Raw genomic sequence first — 18,285 nt, forward strand, 5'->3', positions numbered from 1 at the left:
CAAACTCAAATCTATTAAAGGATGTGTTCCTTATGACTGAAGTAGTAATAAAAGCAAAGCTCGCCAAATCTGCTGCACCAGCACTAGGGTTGTTATCAACAGCTCAGAAGAATGATGCTTTGATAAGAATCGCAAGTAAATTAATGGAGCGTCAAGCTTCCATTATCGCAGCGAACCAAGAAGATTTGGATCGCGGTCGTCAGAATGGGATGAGCGCTTCCCTGCTCGATCGCTTAGCCTTGAATGAAGCTCGAATTAAAGCAATGGCTGAAGGACTTGAACAAATCGTTCACCTACCTGATCCGATTGGAGATACGTTAGAGAAGTTTGATCGTCCAAACGGACTGCGCATTGAGAAAGTACGTGTACCGCTTGGTGTCATCGGTATCATTTATGAGGCAAGACCAAACGTGACTGTTGATGCAGCTGGATTATGTATCAAGACTGGGAATGCCGTTGTATTAAGAGGCGGTTCATCAGCCATCAGTACCAATACACGTGTTGTCGAAATCATCCATGAAGCACTTCGTGAATCCTCCGTTCCTGAAGCCGCTGTACAACTTATTACGGATCCAAAACGCTCCTCCGTCGATGAAATGCTGAAACTAAATGGACTCATTGATGTCCTTATCCCTCGCGGCGGTCATTCACTTATTCAAAATGTTGTTAAAAATGCAACCGTTCCAGTTATTGAAACTGGGGCTGGAATTTGTCATACTTTTATAGACCAATCGGCAAACTCGGATATGGCAATGTCGATTGCAATGAATGCAAAAGTACAACGCCCTTCCGTATGCAATGCAATGGAGACGTTACTTGTTCATGAATCTTATGCTGCTGAGCATTTAACAGCCATTGTGGATACCTTCACGCAAGCAGGTGTTGAACTTCACGGATGCGCAGCTGCTAGGCAACTTGTGCCAAGCATCAAAGAAGCGACCGATACAGATTGGGATACCGAGTACGGTGACTATACCCTGAACGTTCGTGTTGTAAGTGGTATTGAAGAAGCGATGGCACACATAGCAGCACACGGCACGATGCACTCGGAATGTATCGTAACCGAAGACGCAGCAAATGCTGCTCGTTTCTTACGAGTTGTCGATGCAGCAGCCGTGTACCACAACGCCTCAACACGATTTACGGATGGATTTGAATTCGGATTCGGTGCAGAGATCGGCATCTCGACACAGAAACTACACGCACGTGGACCTATGGGACTACCAGCCCTTACTTCGGCTAAATATCGTATTTATGGAGATGGACAAATTCGGGGATAAAGGAGACAAAATTACGATGACTACTCACTTACAAGACATGAAGATCACCATCGTCGGCGCAGGTTCCATGGCTCAAGCGATTATTCGCGGGCTTATTTCCAAATCATTTACTTCACCTGACAAAATTGCTGTCACCAACAATCAGAATTATGACCGTCTACATGAGCTTCAGACCTTATATGGAATTCACATTCCTACGAATGAAGCAGACAAAGATTCGCTCGTTCGTGAAGCAAATCTAGTCATTATCGCAATGAAACCGAAGGATGCGGCAGGATCTTTTGCACGGATAAAAGACTTGGTAAGTACGGATCAATTACTAATCTCCGTCGTTGCAGGATTAAGTATCAGTACAATTGAGACGATGTTAAACCCGAAAATCATTCCAATTGCTCGCACCATGCCAAACACGTCTGCTACAATCGGCTTAGGTGCAACCGCACTCAGCTTCTCAGAGCACGTGAGCGAAGAGCAACAGGAGCTTGCTGCTAAGCTATTCCGAGCGGTTGGTATGGTTTCAATTGTCGATGAGTCGAAATTAGATATGGTCACAGGAGTATCCGGATGCGGCCCTGCTTATGTATACTACTTAATGGAATCTTTAATTAAAGCAAGCGTAGAAGGCGGACTTACTGTCGAAGAAGCGCAAGCACTTACCATTCAAACCGTCATTGGGGCTGCACATATGGTAAAAGAAACCGGTGAAGAACCAAAAGACTTAAGGAGAAAAGTAACTTCTCCAGGTGGTGCGACTGAGGCTGCTATTGAAGTCTTGGATTCTCATCATTTCTCGGAAGGCATGGTACGCGCCGTGTTTCGCGCAGCTGAGCGCTCGCAAGAGATGGGCGATCAAATTGCCGCACAATGCTTACGAACTACAAATTCAATCAAAATGTAAGGCAGGGATGAACGATGAACAATTACTGCGTTGCGACTTATCGGTGTTACGATCCGAAAGCGGATTTTGCTAAAAAAGCAGAAGGAATCGCTGTCGGACTTACAGTTGGAAGCTGGACTGATCTTCCACAAGCCCGCAAGGCTGAAATGGAGAAACACTTAGGCAAAGTGGTTTCCGTTGAAGTATATGAATCAGAAGGTACGGAGCGTTACGGTGATCTAACGATTGCTTATCCCGACGTGAATTTCTCTCGCGATATTCCAGCACTGCTTGTTACAGTATTCGGCAAGCTGTCGATGGACGGGAAGATCAAGCTGATCGACCTGAAGTTCTCTTCTTCTTTCCTTACGGCATTCCCAGGACCAAAATTCGGAATGCAAGGTGTGCGCGATCTACTAGGCGTGCATGATCGCCCGCTATTAATGAGCATTTTCAAATCGGTGATCGGGCACGATCTAAACACCCTGCGCGAGCAATTTTATTTGCAAGCGCTAGGTGGCGTCGACCTCATCAAGGACGACGAGATCTTATTCGAGAACCCGCTGACGCCAATCGAGAAGCGGGTTGAGGTGTGCCTCGAGGCGGCACGCGAGGCAAGTGAAGTAACGGGTCAGAAGCTGCTGTATGCAGCGAACCTGACGGGACCTACTTCTCGCCTTGCGCAGCAGGCGAAGAAGGCAATTGGCGCGGGTGCTAACGCGCTGCTGTTCAACGTGCTGGCGTACGGCTACGACGCCTTGCACGAACTTGCCACCGACCCCGAAGTGTCGGTGCCGATCATGGCGCACCCTTCCATGGCGGGTGCGATGTACCCCGCGCCGGATTACGGGATCGGCGCGTCGGTATTACTCGGCAAGCTAATGCGCCTTGCCGGAGCGGACATCGTGCTGTTCCCTTCGCCATACGGTTCCGTGGTCATGCCCCGGGAAGATAATATGGCGATCCAGCACGCGCTGCTCACGAACACGCCAAGCGACTACGTGTTCGAAGGCTTTACGCCATCGCAGTCACATGATAGCGCAGCACAAACTAGCTCGCTAGTGCTCGCTTCCTCGTTCCCGGTACCGTCAGCAGGCATCTCGCCAGGGCTCGTACCGCTCATCCTGCGCGACTTCGGTCACGATGTGATCGTGAATGCAGGCGGCGGTATCCACGGACATCCGATGGGTACAGCAGCAGGTGGTCAAGCATTCCGCCAAGCGATCGACGCAACGCTGCAAGGACGCCTACTTCAAGATGCAGCTAAGGATCACCCCGAACTGCAGAAAGCGATTGAACTATGGGGAGTAAGAGAATAACATGACGACACAAACGACAACAACGCATAAACAACCGATTATTTTTTGCGATTTTGACGGTACGATTACTGAGAATGATAATATCGTGGCGATTATGAAGCACTTTAACCCGCCAGGCGTGCAGGACATTATCCAGCAGGTCTTGGATAAAAAAATCTCTGTCCGCCAAGGCGTTGGCGAGATGTTCAATCTACTGCCAACAGCTAATCAAGAAGAGATTGTTCGCTATGCGATATCCAACGCTGTCATTCGCAATGGATTCCAAGAATTCGTAACATTCTGTAAGGATAAACAAATCCCGCTTCTCATTACAAGCGGAGGAATCGACTTCTTCATCTATCCGATTCTGTCTCGATTTGATATTCCATTAGAGAACATTTATTGCAACGCTTCTTCTTTTGAAGGAGAAACCATACAGATCTTGTGGCCGCATGCTTGTGACGAGCATTGTGATAATGATTGCGGCATGTGCAAGACAGCCATTATTCGCTCTTATGATGCAAACAAGTATCATCGCATTCTAATCGGTGATTCGATTACTGATTTTGCAGGTGCAAAGCTTGTGGATACAGTCTATGCCCGCTCGCATCTGATCGATCTCTGTGAAGAATTGCAATTGAACTATGTACCATTTACCAACTTCCATCAAATTATCGAGCAACTGGAGGCGTAACTTTTCGATGATCGAACCTACTTTAGAACAGAAACAACAAGCTTTTCACGAGCTGCGTGAAGTGAAGACTTTATTCGCCAGCCGCGGCTGGTTCCCAGGCACGAGTGGCAACTTGTCCGTTCGTGTTGGTGATTTTACTCCTAGTGAGTTCCGCTTTGCGGTAACAGCAAGCGGTAAAGATAAAGCGGCAAACACACCAGAAGACTACTTAATTGTTAACGAGAAAGGCGTCGCGACAGAGGCTACGAAACTTAAGCCTTCCGCTGAAACGTTGATCCACTGCGAAATCTATCGCGCTACGGGCGCAGGAGCTATTTTCCATGTACATACGATGTTTAACAATCTCGTATCTGAATTGTATGGAGAAGAAGGCTGCATTCCAGTTGAAGGTGTTGAACTAATTAAAGCACTCAATATTTGGGAAGAAGACGCCGCTATTCGGATTCCAGTTCTTCCTAATTATGCTGACATCCCACGCATTGCTGAGCTTGTCGAGGGTGCTATCATACCTCGTATTCCGGGCATCGTTCTGCGCAAGCATGGCATCTATGCATGGGGCGCGAACGCATTCGAAGCGAAAAGACATCTTGAAGCTTTTGAATTTATGTTCGAATATGTGTATCGCTGGCATATGCTGAAGAAGTAACCTCCTCCATGCGTAACTTTATCGAAGCACTTCCTTTCATTTTATTGAAAAGGAAGTGCTTTTTTGTGTTATTGTAAGATTATGGTTTTTGAATGAAATGAGGAGGTTTAATTGACATGCTGCGCAATCCCAAAGTACTATTGCCTTTCCTTACCACGTTACTTCTCGTCGTTGCCCTTTCGATTACAGCAATCTTCTTAACCAAATCCACATCTTTTACAACAAACAAACTCTATGTTGAACCTCAAAAACTGTTTACAGGAGAACTCAGTAAATACGCTGCACTCGTAGATGGCACTTATGGTGCCTTGAAAGTCAAATACAAAGGCTCGAAGCAAGAAATTGGTGTGAAGATGGAAACCTATAAGAACGGCGTACTTACCGATACGAATGCATTAGCTGGCGGTTTGTTTATTCAAGATAGTAGGAATGGTGAATATCAATTCGATGGGGACTATGTGATTTGGATCAGAGAATTGAAGAATTCAGATACTGGAAATGTTAATTTTCAACTAAAGCATTCCTTTACTGAAAATCGCTCCATCTCTTCTGTCCAAATGACACTCGATACGGATTTTAAAACTGCAGGCAGAATGAACATAGAAATGAATACCCCCGCTCAGATTACAGATCATGAGGAAATAGCAGTCTGGGGCTTCCAAGCTACAGATGAAAATCAAATGCGAACCACAGACTTTTCACCCGAATACTTGAAAAATACGAAATATGCTGTCGTATTCAAACTCTACCTCCACTAAATTATTTATACATATCAACGCTTGTGTAGTAACTTTTCGCAAACGGTACACGTTAATAAGACATAATCATTCAAGCATTCATAGAGGGAGCGTGTACCTACGTGCGGTATACTTGGTTTAATCTTAAACTTCTCATCCTGATTAGCATTGTTACCTTATTGACGATTGGATGCGGTGCAAAGAATATCACAACTTCACAGTCTAGCCCTACTCCACTGCCATCTCCTAGTCCATCGATTGACATGCCTTCCACAGGACCTGATCCAAGCCTAAACACCATTCCGACTGACAAACCAAGCAATAACTCTATCCCATCAACAACTTCACCAAGCATCACACCTAAAGTACCGAATCCGAGCGCAACCCCACCAGCTAAGCCAACTACAACACCAAATTCTATTCCTAGTCCTTTTCCATCCACCTCCCCAATTCCACCTACAAACCTAAGAGCACTAAACTTTTTACCAGGTGGAATTGGATGGACGGCTGATGTACAAGAAAAAGGAACCCAAATTTGGCGAACTACCGATAATGGAGCGCATTGGGAATCATCGTTTATTTCAGATGCATTCGTCACGAGTCTATCTTTTGCAGATCCAAGCCAAGGTTATGCTGTTGCCAATCGAGATTGTTCCACAATCAAAGGTCAAGTGATGTGCCAGCAATTCGAAATTTTGCACACAGCAGATGGAGGGAAATCATGGACCGTTCAATTTACAAATACACAAGCTCCCACTGATCCCATCGACTTCAATGCCAACAAAGACACCATCACATTCCTGAACACGAAAGTTGGCTATGCGATTGCCAATCACAATTTATATGCAACAATAGATGGATCACGTTGGAAAAAGGTACAATTCGGTAATAACCCATCGTTTATTCCTGATAAACTAAACTTTATCAACACAGATACCGGTTGGGTATTAGGCAAACAAGGTTCACGTTGCAAAGCAACAGGTCCGATTGAAGTAAACTGCCAAGTCGCCATCGAATTCACAACTGATGGGGGTAAGAGTTGGTCACATCAATTTAACGAGGCAGCACCAACCGATGCCCTTCTCAATAACATCGGAATCTCTTTTATTAGCAAAAATGAAGGCTGGGTGCTGATTCAAAATTTGGATCGGATGGAGTCGATGCTCTACCGTACAACAGATGGTGGTACGACTTGGACACATATTAACACCATGCGGGGAGCAAGACCAACAACAGCTGGTCTTCAATTCCTTACTTCCAAGAAAGGTTCGATTCCACTGAGTATTGGAGCAGGCCCAATCGAAGGTGGCATTAAGCTCACATCAGATGGCGGGGTAAATTGGACGCAAATTACTCCAGAGCAATCACCAAGCTTTGAAGCTATTGACTTTGTCTCCGAACTCGATGGCTGGGCAATTGGAACGACCTATACATCGGATGGTTCACATAAAGTCATCCTTCATTCCATTGATGGCGGACTTACTTGGAAGATAATGTTCACCTAACACTTACTATAAGCTTAATCCGCAACAAGCACATGCCTATATTTATTAGGGATGTGCTTTTCCATCTTCATATCATGCAAATGATCCAAGCAATCTGAACCTATTACTCATAACCTATTAGAATAATGGATCAAAGCATAGAAGGAGTTGGGAAAATTGGCTTGTTCCAATACTGCCACTGGGCAATGTTCAAGTGCTTTTGGATCGGGTACACAAGCTTTGGGAGATGCTTCATTTACAGAAGGTTTTGAAACCATAGCAGTTGGTGTAGCTTCGCATGCAGAAGGTTCTCAAACGATAGCTCAGGGTGATATCTCACATTCAGAAGGTTTTCATACTGCAGCAGTTGGTGCCGCCTCACATGCGGAAGGCTATACGACAGAAAGTAATGCACTTTATTCTCATAGTGAAGGTGCACAAACCCTTGTCGATGCAGCGGGTATTGCCGCTCATGCAGAAGGCTATTTATGTACAGCAAGCGGCAGCGCAGCGCATGTAGAGGGATCGATGTGTACCGCATCTGGTACTGCCGCTCATGCACAAGGATATCAAACGTCAGCAGTTGGGGACGCATCGCATGCAGAAGGATTCTCAACTCTAGCATTTGCTGCTTATTCCCATGCAGAAGGGCAAGGAACAATAGCAACAGGACCTGTCAGCCATTCGGAAGGTTTTAATACACAAGCTGTAGGCAATGCTGCGCATGCAGAAGGATCATCTACACTTTCCTTCGGAACAGCTTCACACGCAGAAGGATATTTAACTCAAGCATTTGATGATGCCGCTCATTCCGAAGGCTATCGAACCAATGCATCCGCATATGCCTCTCATGCAGAAGGCTCGCTAACAAGTGCACTTGGAGTTGCTTCTCACGCGGAAGGTCTTGCGACGATTGCAAGCGGGCTGAATGCCCATGCAGAAGGTCAAAGTGCACGTGCGACAGGTAATACTTCACATGCAGAAGGACTGAGCACTCGTGCCATTGGTGATTTTGCCCATGCAGAAGGATCTTCTTCGATCGCATCAGGCACTGTATCCCATGCAGAAGGGCAACAGTGCCAAGCAACAGCTAATTTTGCCCATGCGGAAGGAGCAAGTACTCTTGCAAGTGGTCCAGCTTCACACGCACAAGGACAACTCACACAAGCAACAGCAAACAATGCATTTGCCAGTGGATTAAATACTATAGCAGGTGGCCCTCAAGCAAGCGCGATTGGAACAAATCTGAACACGGGTAATAATAGTGATACGTTTCTCATCGGCAGAAATGGGCTGCTAAGTGCTGGTGTTTCACCTGGGCTATATGTCGCTAATGGAGCATCATCTTTTGATCCTGCTGGTGTTGTAGCACATATTAATGGAGCGGGCGAAGGCTGCTTTGAAGGGACTGTTACTGCCGCCGCCTTCGTTACTGCAGCAGTAGCGTGTGACTACGCCGAAATGTTCGAAACAGCATCTGGAGAAAAGATTGATGTCGGTTACTTTGTAACATTCGATGGCGCAACTGATAAAGTTCGCATTGCAACAGATACCGACGACTATATCGTTGGAGTCATTAGTTCCAACCCCGGCGTGCTTGCTGATACAGAGGATGTCTCTTGTTCCAAATACATGTATGATGAATGGAATCGTCAGATTTTTGTAGATACGAAAGTCGATGCAGTAATCGATGTGGAGGGCAATATCCTACTTCCTGAGAGGATCGAACGTCGCCCTGCAATTAACCCTTATTGGGATCCAAATTGGACTTGTAAAAAACGCACAGAGCGCGATGAGTGGGTACCCGTTGGACTTATTGGCAAGCTGCTTGTACGAGATGAAGGTGATTGCCAAGTTGGAAGTTACTGCAAATCGAACTCCAATGGGATGGCGCAACCTGCTGCAACCGGATATCGAGTAATGAAGCGGGTTACACCGAACATCATTCAAATCTTAATCAAGTAGTTATGCTCAAATAAAAAAGACGCCTCGGCAGTAACTGCCTAGACGTCATTTTTTCTATCTGGACCCACGGAATCGTTGGGCGTATTCTTTTGCCTGCTCCACTGTGACCACGCGGTTGCGCTGCCATTCCAGCAAGATCCGATCGACATAGCGGAAGTAAAGCTTACCGGTAAACACAGCTTCTTTTAATGCAGATAAAATCAGCTCTTCTTTATAATGATCTTGATCCAGCCATCCTGCAATCGTCTGCAGCTCCATCGGAGTGAGCGGACGACCGAATTCCTGTTCAAATATCGTATAAATATCTCGAGCTCGCGTCTCTCCTGTATTCATAGCCGAAGCTTTTTCGACAGACCCCGCGTGTGAAGTAGGACGTGCTGCCAATGATGATGGGATCGATCTTAGTTGTTGATTCCCGCTCCCATCCTTCGCAAGCTCCTTCGCAATAGCCGCGTAGAAAGGCTGTAAATTAAACACTTCATACCGCATACCACTTGGCTCATCCACACCTTCATCAATCCCAAGAAAGCCCTCATTGTGAAGCTTATGCAAAAGAACTGCAACCGCCTCACTTCGCATAGACATACGTGATCCAATTTCCTCATGGGTAGGAAAATCATTACGTTCAACTTGTATAAAGCCAATCAAATGAACTAGTAGCATAACTTCCGCTTCAGAAAGCTTCAAGCGACTATATACCTTGAGTAAGGAATACGGTATAGCTACTGTCCCTTCCATGAGCCCAATGAGGAATCCTTGCTCCAAATCTACTCGATTCGAATTCATGTGAACACCTCATCTCTGTTCAGGCAATTTCTCACTACGGATACAAACGGTAAAGCGTACGAGGGAATGCAATCGTCTCACGAACGTGATCTAGACCGCAAATCCAAGATACCGTACGCTCAAGACCTAGACCGAATCCAGAGTGAGGAACTGTTCCGTATTTACGAAGATCCATGTACCATTGGTACGCGTCCGTTGCAAGATCATGCTCAGCAAAGCGTTGTTCCATCAGCTGCGGATCATCAATACGCTGACTTCCGCCAATAATTTCGCCGTAACCTTCTGGAGCGATCATATCTGCGCATAGCACAACTTCTGGACGATTCGGATCTGGCTTCATATAGAATGCCTTGAGCTCCGTTGGGTAATGTGTAATGAATACTGGCGTTTCATAGCTTTCAGCGATTGCCGTTTCGTGCGGCGCACCGAAATCTTCACCCCAAGTAAACTCGAAACCTTTATCTTGTAGGAACTTCACTGCATCATCATAAGTAACGCGCGGGAATGGTCCTACGCACTTCTCAAGCTTCGCTACGTCACGACCAAGCGTTTCAAGCTCAGCAGCACAGTTTTTCAAGACAGATTGCACCACATAGGATACAAACTCTTCTTGAACACGAAGATTTTCTTCATGATCTACGAATGCCATCTCTGGCTCAATCATCCAGAACTCGATCAAGTGACGACGTGTCTTGGACTTCTCAGCACGGAATGTTGGGCCGAATGAATACACTTTTCCAAGTGCCATTGCTGCCGCTTCCATGTATAATTGACCACTTTGTGTTAAGAAAGCATCTTCTTCAAAGTACTTCGTGTGGAACAAGTTCGTTGTACCCTCACAAGATGATGGTGTTAGAATCGGAGGATCAACAAGGTTAAAACCGCGCTGATCGAAGAACTGCTGAATCGCACGAATAATTTCCGCACGTACAGATAGGATTGCACGCTGACGCGGTGCACGAATCCATAAGTGACGGTGATCCATCAAGAAGTCAACACCATGTTCTTTCGGTGTAATTGGATAGTCTTGTGTAATTTGAATAATCTCAACACCCGTAACAGTAAGTTCGTATCCGAATTTACTACGTGTATCTTCTCTAACCACACCTGTTACATATAAGGAACTCTCTTGTGTCAGTTTGGATGCATCATTCCATACATCTTCACTTACTTCACTTTTCACAACAACACCCTGGATATAACCAGAGCCATCTCTTAATTGTAAAAATTGAATTTTACCGCTGGAACGCTTGTTGTGTAACCAAGCACCAATGCGGACTGTTTGTCCAACATAATCCTTTACGTCGCGAATCATACATTTCACGCTCATAGTCCTAAATGCCTCCTCAGGCTGTAATGCCATTTATCCCACCTATTGTACAACAAAATCGCGCATACGTCATGCGCACGCGCGATTAGGGTTGTTCTACTTTGTAGTGATACGGTAAGTATCGTTAGCGATAACAAGCTCTTCATTTGTTGGAATAACAAGTACTTCAACTTTAGAAGCGTCTGTAGAGATACGTTTCTCAAAGCCGCGACCAGTCTTGTTACGCTCGGAATCAAGTTCAACACCTAGGAAGTTAAGCTTGGAGCATACTGCTTCACGAACTTCCACAGAGTTTTCACCAACACCTGCTGTAAATACGATTGCATCAACACCATCAAGTGCTGCTGCATAAGCACCAATGTATTTACGAATACGGTATGTGAACATGTCGAATGCAAGTTTGGAATTCGCATCCCCAGCAAGCATAGCTTCTGTTACTTCACGCATATCGCTGGAACCGCCAGAGATCGCTTGAAGACCACTATGTTTGTTCAACATGAAGTTTACTTCAGTAAGCGATAGATCTTCTTTATCCATTGCAAAAGGAACGATCGCTGGGTCTAAGTCGCCAGAGCGTGTACCCATCATCAAACCTTCAAGCGGTGTCATACCCATGGATGTATCCACGGATTTACCATTTAAGATCGCTGTGCAAGACACACCGTTACCTACGTGACAAGTGATGATCTTAAGCTCTTCAATCGGACGACCGATAAACTTAGCAGCACGCTCACTTACGTACTGATGAGATGTACCATGGAAGCCGTAACGACGAATACGGTGTTTACGGTAAAGTACATTTGGAATTGCATAACGGAATGCAACTGGATCCATTGTTTGGTGGAACGCTGTATCGAATACAGCAACGTTTGGAACACCTGGCATATTTAGTTCCACTGCCGCGATTCCTAGCATACTTGCTGGGTTATGAAGCGGTGCGATATCGAACAAGCGCTTAATTTCTTTCTTCACTTCTTCTGTTACAAGTACAGAACCAGAGAAGGAATCCCCACCATGTACAACGCGGTGACCAACAGCATCAATTTCTTCAATGCTCTTGAATACGCCGTGCTCTGCATGCACAAGCATGTCTAGTACTTTACGAATCGCAGTTGTATGCTCAAGAATCGGAGTTACTTCACGTACTTCTGATTTACCTACAGGCTCATGTGTCAAGATCGCAGTATCCATACCGATACGCTCCACACGTCCAGCAGCAAGAACTTCTTCATTATCCATGTTATATACTTGATATTTAAGCGAGGAACTACCCGCATTAATAACTAAAATATTCATTAGACGCGTTCACCATCCTTGTCGTATTGGAAGAATCCTTGTCCCGTTTTCACACCAAGCTGTCCGGAGTATACCATTTGCTTCAATAGGAAGGATGGACGGTATTTCAAGTCGCCAAACTCACGGAACATGCGCTCAAGCGCTGCTAGTACGGAATCTAGTCCAAAGCGATCTGCCATCTCAAGAGGGCCTGAACGGAATTCATAACCAATCTTCATCGCTGTATCGATTTCTTCAGCTGTCGCAACACCCTCTGATAGTGTAACCATTGCCTCATTAATCAATAGACAGATTAGACGGGATGTAACGAAACCTGGGGATTCAAATACTTGAATACCATGCTTTTCAATCGTGTTCTGCACGAAATCATGTGTTGCTTTATAAGTTGCATCCGATGTTTTGATTCCACGAATAATTTCAACAAGATCAATCTTGGAAACCGGGTGAACAAAGTGAACACCAATTACACGATCAGGTGACTTCGTAACCGCTGCAAGCTCTGTTAAGCTAAGTGTTGAAGTGTTACTTGATAAAATCACATTTGATGGACAAATTTGATCCAATCTGCGGAACACTTCTTTCTTCACTTCTAGCTCTTCCGATACCGTTTCAATAATCATGTCGCATGTTGCAACTTCGTTTAAATCTGCAGTTCCATGTATTTTAGCCAAAATGAGCTTCTTCTCAGCTTCTGTAATTGCCCATTTTTCCAATTGCTTATCTAAATTGTTTGCAATATGCTCCAAAGAAGTTTGTGTAAGTTCTTCAGTTTTTTCTACCAGAATGACATCCAAACCTTTTTTCGCAAGCATTTCAGCAATACCTTGACCCATGGTACCGCCGCCGATCACGCCGATCTTTTTAAACTGACTCATGATGTGTCTCCTTTTCGCAAATCTGCAATAAATTTGCATCAATTTGTTCTTTTTCTAGTATACACAATAAATGGTCTTTCCCAATTTATATTATATACCAATACCCTTTGCCCTAATGTGAGCAAAATCACAAGCAAAAAGAGAACCGCCTGTGAAAGGGGTTCTGAGTCCGACCTATGAATGATTCGCGTTTTCTCAGAAAGCTAATCTTACAACAAATCGAATCATCCTGCAAACAATTAGGAAGCAATTTGACGCATCATCATGCGGAATTGCTCCCCCGATAACGTCTCTTCTTTCATTAATACATCCAAGCTCTGTTCGAACACAATCATATAGGTTTCCAATATTTTCTTCGTACTTCCCATTAATTCATCGAGAATCGCATGATTCACATCCATAAATTGCTTCTTCGGTACCATTTGAATATCAACAATCCCTAACTCAGTTAGACCAGAATCTACCATTAATCGGACTAACTCCATCGCCTTTTCAAAATCATTCCTTGATCCTGTACTGCGAGCACCATAATAGATTTCTTCTGCTGCTGCCCCACCAAGTGCAATCATGATCTGACCTTCAATATAGGTTTTCGTATACAAGTAATGATCCGCAGGTGGATTATGACGAACATAGCCAAGTGCCTTCCCTCGTGGACACAGTGAGACTTGGGATACGGAACCAACGCGCACCACTTCTGCTAAGATGGCATGTCCAAGCTCATGGTAAGCAACTCGTACTTTCTCCTCTTCATTTGCTTCGCGGTCAGTTTTCTCCCCCATCATCACTTTATCGATCGCAAGTCCTAAGTGATCCTTCGTCAAGATATCTGCATTCGAACGCATCGCATAAATCGCTGCTTCATTAAGCACACTTTCGAGCTGGGCACCTGAGAAGCCAAATGTCTGCTCTGCTATAAGCTCCATATTTACATTTTCAGAAAGTGGTTTGTTGCGCGCATGAATATCCAATATCGACAATCGGCCTTTCTTATCCGGTAGATCCACTTCAATATGACGATCAAATCTGCCAGGACGTAATAGTGCTGAATCGAGCATTTCCTTCCGGTTCGTAGCAGCAATGATCAGAATACGCGGTTCTTCTTTCGTATGAATACCATCCATCTCCGTAAGCAATTGATTCAGCGTCTGATCGTATTCTCGCTGCTGCCCGCCTTCACGCTTTCCACCAATAACATCGATTTCATCAATAAAAATAATAGCGTTCTGTTTATTTTCTTTTTGTGCTTTCAGTCGAACCTGCTTAAACATGTCTCGAATTCGGCTTGCACCGACCCCTACATACATTTCGACAAACTCACTGCCTGATGCCGCACTAAATACCGCATTTGTATAATGAGCAGATGCTTTTGCAAGCAACGTCTTGCCTGTACCGGGAGGCCCCGTTAGCAAGATCCCTTTGATCGGTCTGATTCCAAGCTTCGCAATCTGTTCTTTCTTTATAAGAAAATCAAGTGCTTCCATCAGTTCCGCTTTCGCTTGATCCTGTCCACCAATCTGATCAAACTTCAGGTAGCTTGGTTTCTGTTCGCTCACTTTATGTGAGGACTTCCCTCCTGTTGCACCAATAGCATCGCCACTGCGCTGCAGTCGAACCACGAAGAAAGCGACAATCAACAAGACAGCAATCAGTATGACAGGTAAATATTCAGTACCTTTATATAAACCAAACAAGAGAAGTGCAGGTATAATTCCAATTAATATTTCATTCTTCCATTTAAGCATGCTGCCACGCTCCTACCTTCGCAGGTGTACGCGGTAACAATATGAACTTATACGCGTCACCTCGAATTAATGTGACATACATAAAGTAATCATCCATTTCCGTCTTGATCTCAAGCCCCTCTAACTGCGCAGCACGTTTCTGCAAAGCTTCTGGAATTAAGTTATACTGTTTCGTCTCCATCGCACCCGCAACATCAAACAAAGCATGAGACCACCATGTTCCTAGTTCAGGTGAGGGTTGACCCTTCGCGTTAATAGTTACTGTTTTATTACCAATAATCGAAGTTCCATCTTTGAAAAGGTTTTGAACAACTTCCCGGATATTTGCATCTTTATTTAACTGAAGATCGACGATCAAATTTGAATTTTGAAGTGTAATATCGGAATCTGTTACAGCTGGTTGCTCAGATACTATCTTCTTCAGAGGCGATTCCATAGCAAGTGACTGATAAGTAAACCACCCTCCGAACAAGACAGCTGCAGCACATACAGTGCTGATAACAATCGGTAGCGGACGTAATTTTCGCAAGGAAACGTCCTCCTTTCTAGAATTGATCATCACCTACTCATATAGAACTCATATAGATGATCTGATAGATAAAAGTATATCACATTTGATATACCATCTTTGAATGTAAAAAAGCCCAGTCTATTGAAGACTGAGCCGATACGTATCTACGAGAGATCCGTCAGTTATATTGTAGTAATCATAGAAATACTTGTCGCTTTCTTTCGGAATCTCTTGTTTATAGAATACTTCCCATACATAGTGACCTTGAAGCTTATTAGGCAGGATTCGTAAGATTTCAATATTTTCCCCGCGCTCTTTCATCTTCGACTTGACTTGCTCTTCTGAGAAAATCTTATCTACAAACTCGGTATGCACACCTTGTGCAGAGACCCATGCAATTAACGGGTGACCCAGCTTATCATCGCCAAATACGATATTATATGCTTCGTCTCCGTACGAAGGCTCTGCCCGTGTGGCTTTTACCATCGTTGTCTTCTCATAAGCAGATTGAACAGCTTGTGACAAGTCGTTAAAATGGTTCTGTTGAACACGCGTATAGAAGAAATAAGCGATTACGATTAGCGTAATAAAGACAATGATGGATATATAGATCGTCTTCCTTGCTCTTGTCATGTTATTGCGTCAGCCTTTCGAAGCTAAGCTCAAATTCACGTTTCACTTTTTCCTCATCCATTGTTAAGCATTCGCGGTTACGAACAAGCCACTTGCCATCCACCATTACATCTACTACGTCATGAGCCGATGCGGAATACACGATATGTGAAATGTAATCTGTACGTGGGAGGAAGTGCGGTTGATCTAGATCAAGTGCAATCACATCCGCTTTCTTCCCAACTTGAAGTTGACCGACATCATTTAGCCAGATGGACTCTGCACCCATATGAGTTCCCATCTGCAAAGCTTCTGTTGCAGGAACCGCAATTGGATCGCCTGACACACCCTTATGAATTAAAGCCGCTAGACGCATCTCTTCAAACATATCCAAGTTATTATTCGATGCCGCGCTATCCGTACCTAATGATACTTTTACCCCAGCAGCGAGTAGTTCAGGAACACGTGCTACACCGGATGCTAATTTCAAGTTGCTTCCTGGGTTATGTGATACACGAACATCATACTTTGCAAGAACGGCAATCTCTTCGTCATTGAGATGAACACCATGTGCAAGTAAAGTTGGACGATTAAACACACCCAGTTTTTCTAAATGTTCAACAGGTCTTACTCCGTAATCAGACACATTCTGTTCCACTTCACGACGTGTTTCAGACATATGCGTATGAATAGGTAAATTAAGCTCGTGTGATAAAGCAACAAGCTTCTCAATATAATCTGGAGGACACGTGTATGGTGCGTGCGGTGCGATCATCGTTGTGATTCGGCCGTTAGCCTTACCGTTCCAGTCTATAGCGAACTTCTTCGAATCAAGCAGCTTCTGGTCTTGTACCTCAGGCGGACACAAGCCGATTACACCACGAGTCAGACAGCCTCTCATACCTGATTGTTCAACAGCCTGTGCAACTTGATCCATGTGATCGTACATATCAACGAATGTCGTTGTACCACCCTTCAACATCTCAACAATGGATAATGACGTTCCCCACAGGACATCCTTAGAAGTAAATTTAGCTTCCATTGGCCACATTTTCTCTTGCAGCCACACTTGAAGCGCTAAATCGTCCCCATAACCACGAAGTAGTGACATTGCAGCATGACCATGCGTATTCACTAAACCAGGCATATACAGTTTATTTTTTCCATTTACAACTTCTGTGTAGTTTTCAAGTGGTTCTGGTACATCAGAACCCAGATAAGTAATTCGATTATCTTCAATTACCATACAACCTTTGACAATTGGCTGAATGGGACTCGCTGTCACAAAAATGCCATTAATTATTATGATTTTATCCATATTATTCAGTTCCTTTACTACAAAATGGTTACTTATTTAACTGTACAACTTCAAAATTATAAAATCAAGAAATCAACATTGCTTTCCCTTGGTTTGATGTGATATTTTAAAAGCTGTGAGTCGAAAAGATTTTTCTACATAAAGAGACAAATATTATGACTCGCATTCTTTTTATATGATGAAGGAGGTTCTTGAAACCATGTTGTTTACAAGAAAAGGTGAGGTCGATTTTCTAAATCTACTAATCAAAGCTGCGGAGAATAATCTAGATGCCGCTCATTTGTTCCGCAAAGCGATGATGGGTGATACGCCACCACAAGACTATTTTGCTCAAATTAAAGAGCTAGAGAATAACGGCGACACGATTACTCACGACATTTTCAAAGGTTTGAACAAAGTATTTATTACACCTATTGATCGCGAAGATATTCTTGAACTTGCTTCCAAACTTGACGATGTTGTTGACGGTATTGAAGCTTCGTTAGCTCGTTTCGACTATTTAGGCGTAACGACTACTGATAAATATATGCAAGACTTCTCTGCTGTAATTGTATCCTCATGCCAACATATGCTTGATGCTTTCAAATTGCTTGGTCGCAAGAAATATTTGCAAATAACTGAACATACTGTACAAATCAATGCCCTTGAAAATGAAGGGGACAAGCTCATGCGTGAAGGCATTCGTCAAATTTTCAATAACAAGAAAGATCCTTACGAGGACTTTAAGTTAAAAGAAATTTACGAGCGTTTAGAGCAAACTACAGATGCTTGTGAAGATGTTGCTAACATTCTGGAAAGTGTTGTTCTCCGCTACTCTTAAGAGAAGCGAGT

The 18,285-nt window shown here is 44.1% G+C and carries 17 protein-coding genes; 9 read left to right on the forward strand and 8 right to left on the reverse strand.

Going from position 1 to position 18,285, the window contains the following annotated elements:
- Positions 1-32 precede the first annotated feature (32 nt).
- From NV379_RS06110 to NV379_RS06145, 8 genes are all read left to right on the forward strand, one after another.
- Entirely contained in the window at positions 33-1,280 is a 1,248-nt protein-coding gene (locus tag NV379_RS06110; RefSeq protein ID WP_258206403.1) for a glutamate-5-semialdehyde dehydrogenase, read from the forward strand.
- Between the two features lie 16 nt (positions 1,281-1,296).
- Entirely contained in the window at positions 1,297-2,178 is an 882-nt protein-coding gene (gene proC, locus NV379_RS06115) for a pyrroline-5-carboxylate reductase (RefSeq protein WP_258206404.1), read from the forward strand.
- 14 nt (positions 2,179-2,192) lie between these two features.
- Positions 2,193-3,476: a 2,3-diketo-5-methylthiopentyl-1-phosphate enolase gene (locus tag NV379_RS06120; RefSeq protein WP_258206405.1), complete on the forward strand. Its 1,284-nt coding sequence runs from the start codon at positions 2,193-2,195 to the stop codon at positions 3,474-3,476.
- A gap of 1 nt (position 3,477) precedes the next feature.
- Positions 3,478-4,149, forward strand: a complete 672-nt coding sequence (locus tag NV379_RS06125) for a 2-hydroxy-3-keto-5-methylthiopentenyl-1-phosphate phosphatase (RefSeq protein WP_258206406.1) — start codon at positions 3,478-3,480, stop codon at positions 4,147-4,149.
- A gap of 7 nt (positions 4,150-4,156) precedes the next feature.
- Positions 4,157-4,795: a methylthioribulose 1-phosphate dehydratase gene (gene mtnB, locus NV379_RS06130; protein WP_258206407.1), complete on the forward strand. Its 639-nt coding sequence runs from the start codon at positions 4,157-4,159 to the stop codon at positions 4,793-4,795.
- 116 nt (positions 4,796-4,911) lie between these two features.
- Positions 4,912-5,553 (forward strand): hypothetical protein, encoded by a 642-nt coding sequence (locus tag NV379_RS06135; RefSeq protein WP_258206408.1) that lies wholly within the window; start codon positions 4,912-4,914, stop codon positions 5,551-5,553.
- Positions 5,554-5,654: 101 nt separating this feature from the next.
- Complete coding sequence (locus NV379_RS06140) at positions 5,655-7,037, forward strand: WD40/YVTN/BNR-like repeat-containing protein (protein ID WP_258206409.1); 1,383 nt, start codon at positions 5,655-5,657, stop codon at positions 7,035-7,037.
- Between the two features lie 156 nt (positions 7,038-7,193).
- Positions 7,194-8,981 (forward strand): peptidase G2 autoproteolytic cleavage domain-containing protein, encoded by a 1,788-nt coding sequence (locus NV379_RS06145; RefSeq protein ID WP_258206410.1) that lies wholly within the window; start codon positions 7,194-7,196, stop codon positions 8,979-8,981.
- Between the two features lie 54 nt (positions 8,982-9,035).
- Here NV379_RS06145 and NV379_RS06150 read toward each other — a convergent pair whose 3' ends face one another.
- The 8 genes from NV379_RS06150 to NV379_RS06185 form a co-directional block, all read right to left on the reverse strand.
- Positions 9,036-9,767 carry a DnaD domain-containing protein gene (locus tag NV379_RS06150; RefSeq protein ID WP_258206411.1) on the reverse strand — a complete coding sequence of 244 codons (732 nt, stop codon included), beginning with the start codon at positions 9,765-9,767 and terminating at the stop codon, positions 9,036-9,038.
- 34 nt (positions 9,768-9,801) lie between these two features.
- Positions 9,802-11,097: an asparagine--tRNA ligase gene (gene asnS / locus NV379_RS06155; RefSeq protein WP_258206412.1), complete on the reverse strand. Its 1,296-nt coding sequence runs from the start codon at positions 11,095-11,097 to the stop codon at positions 9,802-9,804.
- 96 nt (positions 11,098-11,193) lie between these two features.
- Positions 11,194-12,393: an acetate/propionate family kinase gene (locus NV379_RS06160; RefSeq protein WP_258206413.1), complete on the reverse strand. Its 1,200-nt coding sequence runs from the start codon at positions 12,391-12,393 to the stop codon at positions 11,194-11,196.
- Entirely contained in the window at positions 12,393-13,268 is an 876-nt protein-coding gene (locus NV379_RS06165) for a 3-hydroxyacyl-CoA dehydrogenase family protein (RefSeq protein ID WP_258206414.1), read from the reverse strand. Before NV379_RS06165 ends, NV379_RS06160 begins: the two co-directional genes overlap by 1 nt.
- Before the next feature lie 239 nt (positions 13,269-13,507).
- Positions 13,508-15,013, reverse strand: coding sequence for an AAA family ATPase (locus NV379_RS06170; RefSeq protein ID WP_258206415.1), 1,506 nt, complete (start codon positions 15,011-15,013; stop codon positions 13,508-13,510).
- On the reverse strand, positions 15,006-15,542 hold the full coding sequence (locus NV379_RS06175) for a hypothetical protein (protein ID WP_258206416.1): 537 nt from the start codon (positions 15,540-15,542) through the stop codon (positions 15,006-15,008). Before NV379_RS06175 ends, NV379_RS06170 begins: the two co-directional genes overlap by 8 nt.
- Positions 15,543-15,662: 120 nt before the next feature.
- Positions 15,663-16,157, reverse strand: coding sequence for a cell wall elongation regulator TseB-like domain-containing protein (locus NV379_RS06180; RefSeq protein ID WP_258206417.1), 495 nt, complete (start codon positions 16,155-16,157; stop codon positions 15,663-15,665).
- Between the two features lies 1 nt (position 16,158).
- The gene (locus tag NV379_RS06185) at positions 16,159-17,454 is read right to left on the reverse strand and encodes an amidohydrolase (protein WP_258206418.1); all 1,296 of its coding nucleotides are present in this window, start codon (positions 17,452-17,454) and stop codon (positions 16,159-16,161) included.
- A 199-nt stretch (positions 17,455-17,653) separates the two neighbouring features.
- On the opposite strand from NV379_RS06185, the gene NV379_RS06190 reads away from it, so the two are divergent.
- Positions 17,654-18,274: a DUF47 domain-containing protein gene (locus NV379_RS06190; RefSeq protein WP_258206419.1), complete on the forward strand. Its 621-nt coding sequence runs from the start codon at positions 17,654-17,656 to the stop codon at positions 18,272-18,274.
- The last annotated feature ends 11 nt before the right edge of the window (positions 18,275-18,285 follow it).

The organism is Paenibacillus radicibacter (assembly GCF_024721995.1).
Taxonomy (GTDB): Bacteria; Bacillota; Bacilli; order Paenibacillales; family NBRC-103111; genus Paenibacillus_AM; species Paenibacillus_AM radicibacter.

Excerpts from the sequence above, each read along its gene's own strand:
- NV379_RS06135 (WP_258206408.1), top strand. The coding sequence starts at position 4,912 with ATGCTGCGCAATCCCAAAGTACTATTGCCTTTCCTTACCACGTTACTT.
- NV379_RS06120 (WP_258206405.1), top strand. The coding sequence starts at position 2,193 with ATGAACAATTACTGCGTTGCGACTTATCGGTGTTACGATCCGAAAGCG.
- NV379_RS06165 (WP_258206414.1), bottom strand. The coding sequence starts at position 13,268 with ATGAGTCAGTTTAAAAAGATCGGCGTGATCGGCGGCGGTACCATGGGT.
- NV379_RS06185 (WP_258206418.1), bottom strand. The coding sequence starts at position 17,454 with ATGGATAAAATCATAATAATTAATGGCATTTTTGTGACAGCGAGTCCC.
- asnS (WP_258206412.1), bottom strand. The coding sequence starts at position 11,097 with ATGAGCGTGAAATGTATGATTCGCGACGTAAAGGATTATGTTGGACAA.
- NV379_RS06170 (WP_258206415.1), bottom strand. The coding sequence starts at position 15,013 with ATGCTTAAATGGAAGAATGAAATATTAATTGGAATTATACCTGCACTT.
- mtnB (WP_258206407.1), top strand. The coding sequence starts at position 4,157 with ATGATCGAACCTACTTTAGAACAGAAACAACAAGCTTTTCACGAGCTG.
- NV379_RS06190 (WP_258206419.1), top strand. The coding sequence starts at position 17,654 with ATGTTGTTTACAAGAAAAGGTGAGGTCGATTTTCTAAATCTACTAATC.
- proC (WP_258206404.1), top strand. The coding sequence starts at position 1,297 with ATGACTACTCACTTACAAGACATGAAGATCACCATCGTCGGCGCAGGT.
- NV379_RS06110 (WP_258206403.1), top strand. The coding sequence starts at position 33 with ATGACTGAAGTAGTAATAAAAGCAAAGCTCGCCAAATCTGCTGCACCA.
- NV379_RS06125 (WP_258206406.1), top strand. The coding sequence starts at position 3,478 with ATGACGACACAAACGACAACAACGCATAAACAACCGATTATTTTTTGC.
- NV379_RS06150 (WP_258206411.1), bottom strand. The coding sequence starts at position 9,767 with ATGAATTCGAATCGAGTAGATTTGGAGCAAGGATTCCTCATTGGGCTC.
- NV379_RS06160 (WP_258206413.1), bottom strand. The coding sequence starts at position 12,393 with ATGAATATTTTAGTTATTAATGCGGGTAGTTCCTCGCTTAAATATCAA.
- NV379_RS06180 (WP_258206417.1), bottom strand. The coding sequence starts at position 16,157 with ATGACAAGAGCAAGGAAGACGATCTATATATCCATCATTGTCTTTATT.